This window comes from Caballeronia sp. LZ024, assembly GCF_031451455.1.
GTDB lineage: Bacteria > Pseudomonadota > Gammaproteobacteria > Burkholderiales > Burkholderiaceae > Caballeronia > Caballeronia telluris.
Map to the genome: position 1 here is coordinate 2,686,486 of NZ_JARUXL010000001.1, position 13,831 is coordinate 2,700,316.

Here is a 13,831-nt window from a genome sequence, read left to right on the forward strand (position 1 = left end):
CCGATGCATGTAGCGGCATGCGCCGCCGTTCGATTGCGCTCCGGCCGTCGTTCGGTCTTGCGCCGTTCCAATATAGACGGCGCGAGAAGGCAATCAAGTGAAGCGAAGCCGGATGACACGGCGGGCGGCGCCTGCATGCGCCCCGGCGCGTGCGATCAGCTCATCCAGTTGCCGCCGTCCACGTTCAGGGTCTGCGCGGTGACGTAGTCCGAATCCGCCGATGCGAGAAAGAGCGCCGCGCCCGTCAGATCCGCGGGCAGTCCCATGCGGCCGAGCGGCACTTCTTCGCCGACGAGCCGTTTCTTCTCGCCGAGCGGCCGGTTCTCGTACTTCGCGAAGAGCGCGTCGACCTGCTCCCACATCGGCGTATCGACGACGCCCGGCGCAATCCCGTTCACGTTGATGCGCTCCTTCGCGAGCGCGAGCGCCGCCGACTGCGTATAGCTGATGACCGCCGCCTTGGTCGCGCAATAGTGCGACACGAGCGCCTCGCCGCGCCGTCCCGCCTGCGACGACATGTTGATGATCTTGCCGCCGCGCCCCTGCTCGACCATCCGCCGCGCGACCGTCTGCATCACGAAGAACATGCCCTTTACGTTGACCGCGAAGAGGCGGTCGTAGACGTCCCAGGATTCGTCGAGGACCGGGCGCATGTCGAAGAGCGCCGCATTGTTGAAGAGAATATCGACACCGCCGAAACGCTCGACCGTCGAATCGACGATGCGCTGAATGTCTTCGCGCTTCGTGACGTCGGCGCGCAAGGCAAGCACGCGATCGGCGGTGGCGGTGAACCGCTCTGCCAGTTCACCTGCGTCCTTCACGTCGACGACGACGACTCTCGCGCCTTCGTCGAGATACCGCCTGGCAACCGCCTCACCGATGCCGCTCGCCGCGCCGGTGATGATCGCGACCTTGTCTTGCAGTTTCAAGGCTGTCTCCGAATTCGTTTTTCCGGCCGTCGCACCGAGCGAACGCTCTGCATGCGAACAATTGCTCTCTCTTTGATCGAATGATCGGTGACGCGCCGGGCGCTGTCAAGGCACGTCGCGATCTTTCGATGCTGCGGCGCGCCATCTCGTTATCCTCGGGAAAACCCCTGCTGGCGCGGCTGACAGCGCGATGACACGCATTTCCGGCGACCGCACGCGACGCAAGTTCGCCATGCAAAAACGAGTGATACGTTATATCATCTCGGAACTTTCCAACGCCGCCCAACGCTCATGTCCGCGCCCTACGAACAGATGCTCTCGCGAGCCGAACGGCTCGCCGCCGAACGCGGCCTCGCGCTCACGCCGCTCAGGCGCCAAGTCTACGAACTCGTCCTGCGCGCACAGAAACCGATCGGCGCCTACGACCTGATCGACGCGATGGAGCCGCATCGCGGCGGCCGCGTGCCGCCCACGACGATCTATCGCGCGCTCGACTTCCTGGTGGAGAACGGCTTCGTGCACCGGATTGCGTCGAAGAACGCGTTCTTCGCATGCTGCGATGTGGGCCAGCCGCACGAAAGCCAGTTCCTGATCTGCGACGAATGCGGCGCGACGCTCGAAATTCCCGGCGACGAACTCGCGTCCACGCTTTCCGCGAGCGCGCCCGCGCACGGCTTCGAAGTGCGCCATCAGGTCGTCGAACTAAGCGGTGTGTGCAGCGACTGCCAGCACAAGCATCGCGACGCCTGAACACGATCCATCCCGATCAACCCCCGACATCCGACAACAACATGAAAAGACTTGCCATTTTTCTGGCGGGAGCCGCGCTTGCGCTCGGTTTGTGCGGCAGCGTGGCGGCCCAGAGCGCACGCATTCCGGTGGTCGCCGCGGAGAATTTCTACGCCGACGTGGTGAAGCAACTGGGCGGCGACCGAGTCCAGGTGACGAGCATCCTCAACAATCCCGACGAAGACCCGCATCTCTTCGAAGCCAGCCCGAAGACGGCGCGCGCGCTGCAACACGCGGCGCTCGTCGTGTACAACGGCGCCGACTACGATCCGTGGATGGAGAAGCTTCTCGCCGTATCGAAGGGTGAGAAGCGCACGACGATCGTCGTGGCGAATCTCGTCGGCCGGAAGTCCGGCGACAACCCGCATCTCTGGTACGACCCGGCGACGATGCCCGCGCTCGCCAAGGCGGTGAGCGGCTATCTCGTGCAGGCCGACCCGGCGCACAAGAGCGACTACGACGTGCGGCTCGCGACATTCCTCGCCTCGCTCAAAGCGATCGACGACCGTGTGGCGTCGCTCCATGCGCACTACAAGGGCGTGCCCGTGACCGCGACCGAGCCGGTCTTCGGCTACATGGCGGATGCGATCGGCTTCGAGATGCGTAATCAGCGCTTCCAGCTTGCCGCGATGAACGAAACGGAGCCGAGCGCGAGCGACATCGCCGCCTTCGAGAAAGACCTGCGCGAGCGGCGCGTGCACGTCCTGATCTACAACAGCCAGGCGACGGAAGCGCTGACGAAGCGCATGCTCAAGCTTTCGAAGGACTGGCATGTGCCGAGCGTGAGCGTCACCGAGACGCTGCCCGCCGGCAAGACGTTCCAGCAATGGATGCTGGCGCAGCTCGACGCGCTCTCCGGCGCGCTACAGGGATGGCAGCAATGAACGACGCTTTGAGCGACACCCGCGCGAACGCGATCGAAGTGGATCACGTGACGCTCGAACTGGGCGACCGCGTCATTCTGGACGACGCGACCTTTACCGTGCGCCGCGGCGAGTTCATCGGCGTGCTCGGGCCGAACGGCGCTGGCAAGACCACGCTGATGCGCGCGCTGCTCGGCCTGTTGCCGTTGTCGAGCGGATCGATCCGCGTGGATGGACAAGCGGTCGTGCGCGGCAATCCGTCGATCGGCTACATGCCGCAGATTCGCAGCGGCCTCGCGGGACGGCGCGTGCGCGGAAGGGATTTCGTCGCGATGGCCGCCGACGGGCATCACTGGGGCCTGCCGCATGCGAGTCCCGCCGTGCGCGCGGATGTCGAACGCGTGCTCGATCTCGTCGACGCTCAGGCGCTCGCCTCGCGGCCGCTGTCGGAACTCTCGGGCGGCGAGCGGCAGCGCCTTCTGCTCGCGCAATGTCTGCTCGGCAAGCCGAAGGTGCTGCTGCTCGACGAGCCGCTCATCAGCCTCGATCCGCGGCATCAGACGGGTGTCGTCGACTTGGTGCGGCGCGTGCAGCGCGAACTCGGCATCACGGTGCTGTTTTCCGCGCATGAACTCAATCCGCTGCTCAATTCGCTCGATCGCGTGCTGTATCTCGGCAATGGGCGCGCGGCGCTCGGCACCGTCGACGAGGTCATCACGAAGGCGGTGCTGTCGCGGCTGTACGGTTCGCCGATCGACGTCATGCGCGTGAACGGTCGCATCTTCGTGATGTCGGGCGATGTCGAGATCGACAAGCTCGACCACGCGCACGAAGAAGGCGGCGAAGGCCACGAGCACGACCATGAGCATGACCACGATCACGGCCACGGTCATGGGCACGGACACAAGGCCAAGGGAAAGCACACGCACAATGTTTGAATACGAATTCATGGTGAACGCCTTCGCGGCGTCGGGGATCGTGGCGGTGCTGGCGGGTATCGTCGGATATTTTCTGGTGTTGCGCGGGCAGACCTTCGCGGGTCATGCGCTATCGCATGTCGGCTTCACGGGCGCGACGGGCGCGGTACTGGTCGGCGTGTCGCCGCTCTGGGGCATGGTCGGCTTCACGCTCGCGGCGGGCGTCGGCATGGGCGCGCTCGGCGAGCGGCTGTCAGGGCGCGATGTCGCCATCGGCGTGATTCTGTCGCTGTCGCTCGGACTGGGGCTGCTGTTTCTGCACTTCTTCACCGCGTATGCGACGCAAGCGACCGCGCTTCTTTTCGGCAATGTGCTCGGGGTGAGCCGGGAGACGCTTGCGATTTTGGCCGGGCTCGCGGCGGTGAGTCTCGCCGCGCTCGCGGCGATCATGCGGCCGTTGCTGTTCGCCTCGTTGCAGCCCGAGCTTGCGGAGGCGAAAGGCGTGTCGTTGCGGCTCGTGTCGGTGCTGTTTCTTGCGGTGACCGCGCTTGCGGTTGCTGCGTGTACGCAGATCGTCGGAGTGCTGCTCGTGTTCGCGCTGATGGTCGGGCCCGCAGCGGCGGCGCAGAACGTGACGACGCGGCTCTCGACCGGGCTTCTGCTCGCCGCCGTGTTCGCGCTCGGGCAAGCGTGGGCCGGGCTCGTGCTCGCCTATTACACGGACTGGCCCACCAGTTTCTGGATCACGATGCTCGCGGCGCTGGTGTATGGCGGGAGTCTTTTGGGGCGGCGGTGAGGCGTCGCGGAGAGGTTGGGTGGGGGTTGGGTTGGGTCGGGTAACACCGTCTGATGTTTCTGCGCTTCTGCTGAACTTGCTTTGTTAGTGGTCTATTTGCTCTGCCCCTGTCCGGGGCGGGACTTACTTTCTTTGCTGCGCCAAAGAAAGTAAGCAAAGAAAGCAGCTATTCGGCCCACAGTGTTAGGACGTAATCACAATTGCAATACCGAGTGGACATACCACCTAAGTGTCGCCTCAAACGTCAGCGGGGCTTGGTGCGATTAACCACTGTGTCGTCGCACAGTGAACGACTTAGTAAGGCAGTCATCCGTCCGTCCGCGCTTCGCGGACGCAAGGCATAACCGAAAACCGTTGGTCCGCAGCCGCAAAATCATAACCACGAGCCTAAACTCCGCGACCAAGTGCACCTGACGTCTGAGCGAAGCGAAGACGGATGTATGACTGCTGTACCGTTGCAATCGCTGCGTGATGAAACAGTGGTTAATCGCACCAAGCCGCTCAGACTTCGAGGGCGACAGTTAGGTGGTATGTCCACTCAGTAGATCCAGTGCGTTGCCGTTCTAAGACTGCTGCCAGAAAAGCTGCTTTCTTTGCCTACTTTCTTTGCAGCAGCAAAGAAAGTAGGTGCCGCCCCGCACAGGGGCAGAGCCAATAGACCGACGCGAAAACAAGTTCACCGAAAGCACAGAACCACCGGCCGGTGTCAAAGCTTCAGGCAAGCCTCGGCCCGCCCTAACGGCTCAAAACCCGCGCATGATGCGCAACATGTTCCCCGATGAAGGTGGAGATGAAGTAATACCCATGATCATAGCCATCATGCTTGCGCAGCACGACCTTCTGCCCGCGAGCCACAGCGGCAGCCTCGAATACATCGGGATATAACTGCTCGGCGAGAAACTGATCCGCGAGCCCCTGATCGATGAGGATGCCCTCGGCAAACCGCCCCGCCGCCGTCCCCGCGATCAGTTCGCTCGCGTCATACGCTTTCCACGCCTCGCGATCTTCGCCGAGATAACCGGAAAACGCCTTCACGCCCCACGGACACCGCGAAGGCGCCGCGATCGGCGCAAACGCCGACACCGACCGGTAAAAATCGGGATTGCGCAGGGCCAGCACGAGCGCCCCATGTCCGCCCATCGAGTGCCCGAAGATGCCGAGCCGGTCGCCGCGCACGGGCAATTCCGCCAGCACCGCCTCGCGCAAGTCCTGCGTCACATACGAATACATCCGATAGTGCTTCGACCACGGCTCCTCGGTCGCATCGACGTAAAAACCCGCGCCGACGCCGAAGTCCCACGCCGCGCCCTCGTTCGGAATGCCCGCGCCGCGCGGGCTCGTATCCGGCGAAATCAGCGCGATGCCGTGCTCGGCGGCATAGCGTTGCGCGCCGGCCTTGATCGCGAACGTCTCTTCGGTGCAGGTCAGCCCGGCGAGATAGAACAGCGCAGGCACCTTCCCCGACGACGCCTGCTGCGGCAAAAACACGGAAAAGCGCATCGGCAGGCCGATCGACTTCGAATCATGCCGATAGGTCCGCTGCACGCCGCCCCACGAGCGATGTTCTTCCACGAGTTCAAGCATCGTCGTCGCCTCCGGTTTAGTAGACCACGACCGAACGGATCGATTCGCCCTTCTTCATCAGGTCGAAGCCCTCGTTGATGCGTTCGAGCGGCAAATGGTGCGTGATCAGGTCGTCGATATTGATCTTGCCTTCCATGTACCAGTCGACGATCTTCGGCACATCGGTGCGTCCGCGCGCGCCGCCGAATGCCGAGCCCTTCCACTCGCGGCCCGTCACGAGCTGGAACGGACGCGTCGAGATTTCCTCGCCCGCCGCCGCCACGCCGATGATGAACGACTGCCCCCAGCCCTTATGCGTGCATTCGAGCGCCTGACGCATCACCTTCGTGTTGCCGATGCATTCGAACGAATAGTCGGCGCCGCCATCGGTCAACTGCACGATGTGATCGACGACATTCTCGATCTCCTTCGGGTTGATGAAGTGCGTCATGCCGAACTTCTTCGCGAGTTCGACGCGGCCCGGATTCAGATCGACGCCGATGATCTTGTCGGCGCCCACCATCTTCGCGCCCTGGATCACGTTCAGGCCGATGCCGCCCAGCCCGAACACGACCACGTTCGCGCCCGCCTCCACCTTCGCCGAATACACGACGGCTCCCACGCCCGTCGTCACGCCGCAGCCGATATAGCAGATCTTGTCGAACGGCGCGTCTTCACGCACTTTCGCCACCGCGATCTCCGGCACGACGATGTAGTTAGAAAACGTCGACGTGCCCATGTAGTGAAAGAGCGGCTTGCCGTCAAGCGAGAAGCGCGAGGTCGCGTCGGGCATGAGGCCGCGGCCCTGCGTCGAACGAATGGCCTGACACAGGTTGGTCTTGCGCGACAGGCAGAACTTGCACTGGCGGCATTCCGGCGTATAGAGCGGAATGACGTGATCGCCCTTTTTCAGCGTGCCGACGCCCGGCCCCACATCGACGATCACGCCCGCGCCTTCATGCCCGAGGATCGCCGGAAAAATGCCTTCGGGATCGGCGCCCGAGAGCGTGTAGTAGTCGGTGTGACAGATGCCCGTCGCCTTCACTTCGATCAGCACTTCGCCGGCGCGCGGCCCTTCGAGATCGACTTCCTCGATCGTCAGCGGCTTGCCCGCTTCCCATGCAATGGCGGCTTTGGTTTTCATGGTGTCGCTCCTTTCATGACAATGCAATTCGGCTTTTAGCGCGTGACGTTCAGAACCTCGTAGCACGCGCCCATCGTGTGATAGTCGACCTTGCCGGCCGGGCTTTTCTCGTCGCTGTACTGGCGGTTGTCGCGGGTCAGGATGCGATACCACGCGCCATGCTTGTGATCGACGAAATGCGTCCAGCTATAGGCCCATAGTCGTTCGTATTCGTTCCAGTAACGTTGGGACGCCGCTGCGTCGCCTTGTGCCGACATGCGTCCGGCGAGCAGCGCGGCCGCCGCCAGCGATTCGGCCTGCACCCAGAAATACTTGTCTTCGTCGTAGAAGCGGCCGTCGGGGGCGAAACCGTAGACCATGCCGCCATGCTCGCCGTCCCACGACAGTTCGAGCGCGCGGTCGAACAACTCACGCGCGCGCGTCAGATGCCACGCATCCGGACGATGCCGGTCGAGAATCAGCAAGAGCTTCGCCCACTCGGTCTGATGCCCCGGCTGAAAACCCCACGGACGAAAGATGTTGCTGCGATCGCCCTTGTTGTATTCCCAGTCGATCGACCAGTCGGGCTTGTAGTGCTCCCATACGAGGCCGCCCGCGAGCGCGGCCTGCCGGTTCACCATGTTGTCGGCGAGCAGCGCGGCGCGGTCCAGATAGCGCGCTTCGCCGCTCGCTTCATAGGCCGCGAGGAACGCCTCGCACGCGTGCATGTTCGCGTTCTGCCCGCGATAGTCGGACACTTGCCAGTCGGCGGTTGCTTCGTCCTTGTACAAACCGTGTGGCGCGTCCCAGAAGCGCGACTCCATCAGGTTCCAGGTTTCATCGAGGTAGGCGCGCGCCTCCTCGAAACCGGCTTCGAGCGCCTTCGCATACGCCAGCACGACGAACGCGAGACCGTAGCAATGGTTCGTGGCATCGGTGACGTCGCGGCCGTTTAACGTCCACGCGTAACCGCCCGTCTCGGGATTGCGATGGAACTTGCGCAGATAGTCGATGCCATGCGCGACGCCGCCGCGATACTCGTCGAGGCCGAAATGCTTGTACGCCATCGCGTAGTTGAAGACGAAGCGCGTGCTCGACACGAGATGCCGCGTCTTGCGATCGTAGATCGTGCCGTCGTTCTTGTAGAAGTGGTAGAAGCCGCCCGCCGGGTCCATGCAGTGCGGGTGATAGAAGGTCATCGTGCGCAACGCGTGGTCCAGCAGGAACTCGCGCGAGCGGAAATCGGGTGGTGCAGGCTGCGTGGAGGTCGGAGTTTCGATGGCGGGCATGGAAAGTTCGAAGTGGTGTCTCGACGTCGCGCGCTAAAAGCGCCGCGGGGTTCAAGTGTAAGCGTTCAGGCAAGTCTCATGTCAGAACCAGTCCTTGACGCGGCCGTACAGATCGATGAAGCGCGCATGGCGTTGGTCGAGCGCGGCGTCGTCGCGGGGCGTGGCGGCGAGCGTCGCGGATGGCGCGAGCGTCGCGAGATCGCCCGCGTGCCAGTGGCCGACCGCAAGGCCGCCGAGGAGCGCCGCACCGCGCGTCGCGGCGTTCGGGCAATCGACGGCGTGCAGCTCGACCTTCAGCGCATCGGCGAGCAATTGCCGCCAGCGCGGATCGATCGACCCGCCGCCCGCGAGGCGCATCGCGGGAATCGTCGCGCCGCTCGAACGGATCGCATCGAGACCGGCGCGCAACGAAAACGCGACGCCTTCGAACGCCGCGCGCATCAGCGTGCCGCGCGTGTCGGAAAGGCCTAGGCCGAGCCAGCCGCCGCGCGCCGACGGATTCATCCACGGCGAGCGCTCGCCGCTCAGATACGGCAGGAAACTCACGCGCGCCGATGCCTGCGCGGCGAACGCGTCCTCGTAGGCGCGCGGCCACGCATTGAACGCGAGCCAGCCGCGCACGGCTTCGAGCGCCACGCCGACGTTCTGCATCGCGGCCATCCGATACCACTCGTCCGTGGCCGCACGATAGGCGTGCAAACCGGCGACCGACGCGGGCGCATCGTGCGACATCACGACGATCTGCCCGCCCGTGCCGGTGGTGAGCAGCGCGTCGCCATCGCGGCAGAGGCCGCTGCCGAGCGCGGCGCACGGCGTATCGCCCGCGCCGACCGCCATCACGACGCCCGCCTTCAATCCGAGCGCGTCCGCCGCCCCGGCCGACAGCGTGCCCGCCGCCGCATAGGAAGGCGCGAGCTGCGCGAACCATCTGCGCGGCAGGCCGAGCTTCGCGATCAGCGCGTCGTCCCAGAGGCCGGACGGCTCGGCGAGCGCGGTCGCGCAGGCTTCGGACGGGTCGGTCGCGATCTCGCCGCCCAGTTCTCCTCCTGGTTCGCCCCCTAAGCGCGTGCGCAGCCAGTCCTTCGGCTGCAGCGCCCAGCGCGCTTGGTCGAGCAGCGCCGGCTCGCTGAGCGCGATCCAGCGCAAGAGCGGCCCGGCCATGCCGGGCGAGACAGGATTGACCTGCGGCAAAGGCCACGCATCGAGCAGATCGCGAGCGCGCGTGTCGGGCCAGAGCATCGCGGGACGCAGCGCGCGCCCTTGTCCGTCCGTCAGCACGACGCCGTGCATCTGCCCGGAGAAGCCGATCGCGCGCACGGCCTCGCGCTCGGACGCCGGCAGCCGCGACGCGGCGTCGAGCAGCGCATGCCACCAATCGTCGACCGGCGTCTCAGCCCAGCCGGGGTGCTCGGTCCTGACCGCATAAGCCGCATTCGAGAACGCGATTTCGCGTCCATCCTCGTCGACGATGGCGAGTTTGAGCGAAGCCGTACCGAGGTCGATGCCGAGAAAACGCATGGGAGTCGAGGTCCAGTGAGCGCGGTCGAAAAAGATAAGGGAAAGCCCGCAGAGGCGCGGGTTAACCCGTCATCTGCGCACGAGTGATCGAAAACGGCCTATATCGGCGGACGGATAAACATCATAACGACGAGCACAAGATCGTGGCCTTTTGCCGCGCGACAAATACCGGGCGATGTGCGTCGAGCCCCTTGCAGCAAGGGCTTCGGCCTGATCGCACCGATCCTCCGCGGCGTCTCGCATATCGTCCGGCGAACGCGACGTATAGCGCCACGCAGTCTTGTTGTGCCTTTTTGTGGCGCTTACCTTTGATGCCACTCAATCAGAACAGCAATCAGGAGACAGCATATGGCTTCGAACACCGTGCATCCGTGCGACGAGCGGCTACCCACCGGACAATTGCTCACGCTGGGCATTCAGCACGTTCTCGTGATGTACGCAGGCGCGGTCGCGGTTCCGCTGATCCTCGGCGCCGCGATGAACCTGCCGAAAGACCAGATCGCGTTTCTCATCAGCGCCGACCTGTTCTCGTGCGGCATCGCCACGCTGATCCAGACGCTCGGCCTCTGGATCTTCGGCATCCGCCTGCCGGTCATCATGGGCTGCACGTTCGCGGCGGTCGGCCCGATGGTCGCGATCGGCACGAATCCGAGCCTCGGCATTCTCGACGTGTTCGGCTCGACGATCGCGGCGGGTGTCGTCGGCATCCTGCTCGCGCCGATGATCGGCAAGCTCCTGCGCTTCTTCCCGCCGGTCGTGGTCGGCACCGTGATCGCGGTGATCGGGCTCTCGCTGATGGGCGTCGGGATCAACTGGGCGGCGGGCGGCATCGGCAATCCCGAGTACGGCAATCCGGTGTATCTGCTGCTGTCGCTCGTCGTGCTGATGCTGATTCTGCTCATCAACAAGTTCATGCGCGGCTTCATCGCGAACATCTCGGTGCTGCTCGGGATGGTCGCGGGCTTCGCGATCGCGGCGGCACTCGGCCTCGTCAACATGGACGGCGTCGCGCACGCACCGTGGGTCGGCGTCGTGCTGCCGTTCCACTTCGGCCTGCCGCACTTCGACCCGCTCTCGATCGCGACGATGATCATCGTGATGTTCGTCACCTTCATCGAATCGACCGGCATGTTCCTCGCGGTCGGCGATCTGGTGGAACGTCCGGTCGACCAGAAGGCGCTCGTGCGCGGACTGCGCGTCGACGGACTCGGCACGCTGATCGGCGGCATCTTCAACTCGTTCCCGCATACGTCGTTTTCGCAGAACGTCGGACTGATCGGCGTGACGGGCGTGAAGAGCCGCTTCGTCTGCGCGACGGGCGGCGTGATCCTCGTCGTGCTCGGCCTCTTTCCGAAGATGGCGCAGGTGGTCGCCTCGGTGCCGCCGTTCGTGCTCGGCGGCGCGGGCATCGTGATGTTCGGGATGGTCGCGGCGAACGGCATCAAGGTGCTGTCGAAAGTGGACTTCGTGAAGAATCACCACAACCTGTTCATCGTCGCGGTGAGCATCGGCCTCGGGATGGTGCCGGTCGTCGCGCCGAAGTTCTTCTCGCAACTGCCGCACGCGCTCGAACCGATTCTGCATAGCGGGATTCTGCTGGCGTCGGTGTCGGCGGTAGTGCTGAACATCATCTTCAACGGCGTGAAAAAGGAACGCGATGCGCGTCGCGAGATTCGTCACGCGGGTCACGATTTCGACGGAACGGCGACGGAAGCGAAGTAAAGCCGCAACGGCGAACGAGTGAAAACGCAAAACGCCGCGACGAAAGTCGCGGCGTTTTGCGTTTGGGATGAACCCGATAACGAGAAAGTACTTTGTAATATTATTTCCATACAGACGGCCTACATTCGTGGACTCTTCTTCCCCTCGGAAAATCCACAATGAGCCACAACCGCTACGCCCACAAGCCCGAGACCTACACCGAATCCGACGACGACAATCCTAGCGCGAACTTTCATTTCACCGACATCCTGAACGCCCGCCTGAGCCGCCGCCAGACGGTGATCGGCGGTTTGTCCGCGACGACGGCCGCCCTCTTCGGCTCGTTTTCGCTGTCCGCGTGCGGCAGTTCCGACGACAATGCCGCCGCGCCGACCAAGCCGCCCGTCACGAAGGCGACGCTCAACTTCGGCGCGGTCGGCCACAGCCTCGACGACATCGTGAAGGTGCCGGCGGGCTATAGCGTCGGCGTGCTGTATGCGCTCGGCGACCCGCAGCAGTTCGGCGATCTGAGCTGGCCGGGCAACGGCTCGGAGAGTGCGGAATCCTACGAACGCCGTGCGGGCGATCATCACGACGGCATGCACTTCTTCGGTCTCGCCGACGACGGCACCTACGCCGCCTCGCGCTCCGATCGCGGCGTGCTCTGCGTGAACCACGAGAACATCACCCAGGCTTACCTGCACGCAGCCGGTCCGACGACGGTCGCGGGCGCGCGCCCCGCCGCCGAAGTCGACAAGGAAGTGAACTGCCACGGCGTCAGCGTGCTGGAACTGAAGCGCTCGACCGGCAACGCGCTGGCTTACGTGCGCGGCTCGCGCCTGAACCGGCGTCTCACGGCGGCGAGCCGCTTCGCGATCGAAGGACCGGCCGCGGGCTCGGCGCGCATGAAGACGCTCTACGCCGCCGATGGCACCGCCACGCGCGGCACCGTCAACAACTGCGCGAACGGCTACACGCCGTGGGGCACGTATCTCACCTGCGAGGAAAACTGGGCCGGCTATTTCAGGCGCGCCGCCGCCGACACCGCGCGCGCCGATGCGAAGAGCCTCGATCGCTACGGCGTGAAGGCCGGACAGTCGGGCAACTACGGCTGGAGCACGCCGGAGGGCGACCTGTACCGGCGCTGGGACACGTCGTCGACGTCCGCTGCCGACGGTTCTTCCGACTATCGCAACGTCGCGAACACGTTCGGCTGGGTCGTCGAAATCGATCCGTTCGATCCGGCCTCCACGCCCGTCAAGCGCACCGCGCTCGGCCGTTTCGGACACGAAGGATGCCAGCCGGCGAACCCGGTCGAAGGCCAGCCGCTCGTGTTCTACATGGGCGACGACAGCCGCAACGAATACATCTACAAGTTCGTGTCGAAGGCGCCGTGGTCCGCCGCCGACAAGGGCCTCGCCGCTGGCGCGAAGTATCTGAACGAAGGCACGCTCTACGTCGCGAAATTCAACGCGGACGGCACCGGCAACTGGCTTGCACTGTCGAGGTCGAATGCCGCGCTCGCGTCGTTTGCGAGCGACGCGGACATTCTGATCGACACCCGGCTCGCGGCGGACATCGTCGGCGCGACGAAGATGGACCGGCCGGAGTGGACGGCCGTGCATCCGGCGAACGGCGAGGTCTACGTGACGCTCACCAACGGCACGGCCGCCGTGCGCCCGCAAAGCGCGACCGATGCGGCGAATCCGCGCCCGGGCAACGTGAACGGCCATATCGTGCGCTGGCGCGAAGCGAACGGGCGCGCCGACGCGACCCAGTTCCAGTGGGACGTGTACCTGTTCGGATCGCCGTCGGCGGAGGCGCCGGGCTACAACATCTCCGCGCTCACCGACAACAACGACTTTTCGAGCCCTGACGGCCTCTGGTTCGACTCGCGCGGCGTGTTGTGGATCGAAACCGACGACGGCGCCTACACGTCCACGACGAACTGCATGCTGCTCGCGGCGACGCCGGGCCAGGTCGGCGATGGCGGCGCGATTACCGCAGGCGGCGGCACGGCGACGTTCAAGGGCGCGAATCCGGGCGAGCAGAACCTGCGGCGCTTTCTGGTCGGGCCGAAAGAGTGCGAACTGACCGGGATCGCGATGACACCCGACAACAAGACGCTGATGGTGAACATCCAGCATCCGGGCGAAGGCGGGACGGCGTCGACGCTCACGAGCCACTGGCCGGACAGCCAGGGGAACGCCGCGAGCACGGCGCGTCCGCGATCGGCGACGATCTTCATCACGAAGGACGACGGCGGAGCGATCGGGGTCTGAGCCACGCCTCGTCTCGCTGAAAAGCAAAAAAACCGCAGCCTCTTTCGAGACTGCGGTTTTT

11 protein-coding genes are annotated in these 13,831 nt (G+C 64.6%); 6 read left to right on the top strand and 5 right to left on the bottom strand.

Annotated features, from left to right (window positions below):
- Positions 1-155: 155 nt before the first annotated feature.
- Positions 156-929: an L-iditol 2-dehydrogenase gene (locus QCE48_RS12085; protein WP_309787599.1), complete on the bottom strand. Its 774-nt coding sequence runs from the start codon at positions 927-929 to the stop codon at positions 156-158.
- A 291-nt stretch (positions 930-1,220) separates the two neighbouring features.
- Between QCE48_RS12085 and QCE48_RS12090 the strand changes: the two genes are divergently transcribed.
- From QCE48_RS12090 to QCE48_RS12105, 4 genes are read left to right on the top strand one after another with little or no spacing between them, the layout of a single operon-like run.
- Complete coding sequence (locus QCE48_RS12090) at positions 1,221-1,679, top strand: Fur family transcriptional regulator (RefSeq protein ID WP_309787598.1); 459 nt, start codon at positions 1,221-1,223, stop codon at positions 1,677-1,679.
- A 41-nt stretch (positions 1,680-1,720) separates the two neighbouring features.
- Entirely contained in the window at positions 1,721-2,602 is an 882-nt protein-coding gene (locus tag QCE48_RS12095; RefSeq protein ID WP_309787597.1) for a metal ABC transporter solute-binding protein, read from the top strand.
- Positions 2,599-3,519 carry an ATP-binding cassette domain-containing protein gene (locus tag QCE48_RS12100; protein ID WP_309787596.1) on the top strand — a complete coding sequence of 307 codons (921 nt, stop codon included), beginning with the start codon at positions 2,599-2,601 and terminating at the stop codon, positions 3,517-3,519. The genes QCE48_RS12095 and QCE48_RS12100 overlap by 4 nt, the downstream gene beginning before the upstream one ends.
- Complete coding sequence (locus tag QCE48_RS12105; protein ID WP_309787595.1) at positions 3,512-4,294, top strand: metal ABC transporter permease; 783 nt, start codon at positions 3,512-3,514, stop codon at positions 4,292-4,294. Before QCE48_RS12100 ends, QCE48_RS12105 begins: the two co-directional genes overlap by 8 nt.
- 735 nt (positions 4,295-5,029) lie before the next feature.
- Here QCE48_RS12105 and fghA read toward each other — a convergent pair.
- The 4 genes from fghA to QCE48_RS12125 form a co-directional block, all read right to left on the bottom strand.
- Positions 5,030-5,878, bottom strand: a complete 849-nt coding sequence (gene fghA / locus QCE48_RS12110; protein ID WP_309787594.1) for an S-formylglutathione hydrolase — start codon at positions 5,876-5,878, stop codon at positions 5,030-5,032.
- A gap of 16 nt (positions 5,879-5,894) precedes the next feature.
- Entirely contained in the window at positions 5,895-7,001 is a 1,107-nt protein-coding gene (locus tag QCE48_RS12115) for an S-(hydroxymethyl)glutathione dehydrogenase/class III alcohol dehydrogenase (protein WP_309787592.1), read from the bottom strand.
- 35 nt (positions 7,002-7,036) lie between these two features.
- Complete coding sequence (locus tag QCE48_RS12120) at positions 7,037-8,269, bottom strand: AGE family epimerase/isomerase (RefSeq protein ID WP_309787589.1); 1,233 nt, start codon at positions 8,267-8,269, stop codon at positions 7,037-7,039.
- A gap of 81 nt (positions 8,270-8,350) precedes the next feature.
- Positions 8,351-9,787, bottom strand: a complete 1,437-nt coding sequence (locus tag QCE48_RS12125; protein WP_309787588.1) for an FGGY family carbohydrate kinase — start codon at positions 9,785-9,787, stop codon at positions 8,351-8,353.
- A 348-nt stretch (positions 9,788-10,135) separates the two neighbouring features.
- Between QCE48_RS12125 and QCE48_RS12130 the strand changes: the two genes are divergently transcribed.
- On the top strand, positions 10,136-11,509 hold the full coding sequence (locus tag QCE48_RS12130; RefSeq protein ID WP_309787586.1) for a nucleobase:cation symporter-2 family protein: 1,374 nt from the start codon (positions 10,136-10,138) through the stop codon (positions 11,507-11,509).
- A gap of 158 nt (positions 11,510-11,667) precedes the next feature.
- Positions 11,668-13,770, top strand: coding sequence for a PhoX family phosphatase (locus QCE48_RS12135; protein ID WP_309787584.1), 2,103 nt, complete (start codon positions 11,668-11,670; stop codon positions 13,768-13,770).
- Positions 13,771-13,831 lie beyond the last annotated feature (61 nt).

Coding starts and splice junctions, on each gene's coding strand:
- QCE48_RS12090 (WP_309787598.1), top strand. CDS start 1,221: ATGTCCGCGCCCTACGAACAGATGCTCTCGCGAGCCGAACGGCTCGCC.
- QCE48_RS12095 (WP_309787597.1), top strand. CDS start 1,721: ATGAAAAGACTTGCCATTTTTCTGGCGGGAGCCGCGCTTGCGCTCGGT.
- QCE48_RS12100 (WP_309787596.1), top strand. CDS start 2,599: ATGAACGACGCTTTGAGCGACACCCGCGCGAACGCGATCGAAGTGGAT.
- QCE48_RS12105 (WP_309787595.1), top strand. CDS start 3,512: ATGTTTGAATACGAATTCATGGTGAACGCCTTCGCGGCGTCGGGGATC.
- fghA (WP_309787594.1), bottom strand. CDS start 5,878: ATGCTTGAACTCGTGGAAGAACATCGCTCGTGGGGCGGCGTGCAGCGG.
- QCE48_RS12115 (WP_309787592.1), bottom strand. CDS start 7,001: ATGAAAACCAAAGCCGCCATTGCATGGGAAGCGGGCAAGCCGCTGACG.
- QCE48_RS12120 (WP_309787589.1), bottom strand. CDS start 8,269: ATGCCCGCCATCGAAACTCCGACCTCCACGCAGCCTGCACCACCCGAT.
- QCE48_RS12125 (WP_309787588.1), bottom strand. CDS start 9,787: ATGCGTTTTCTCGGCATCGACCTCGGTACGGCTTCGCTCAAACTCGCC.
- QCE48_RS12130 (WP_309787586.1), top strand. CDS start 10,136: ATGGCTTCGAACACCGTGCATCCGTGCGACGAGCGGCTACCCACCGGA.
- QCE48_RS12135 (WP_309787584.1), top strand. CDS start 11,668: ATGAGCCACAACCGCTACGCCCACAAGCCCGAGACCTACACCGAATCC.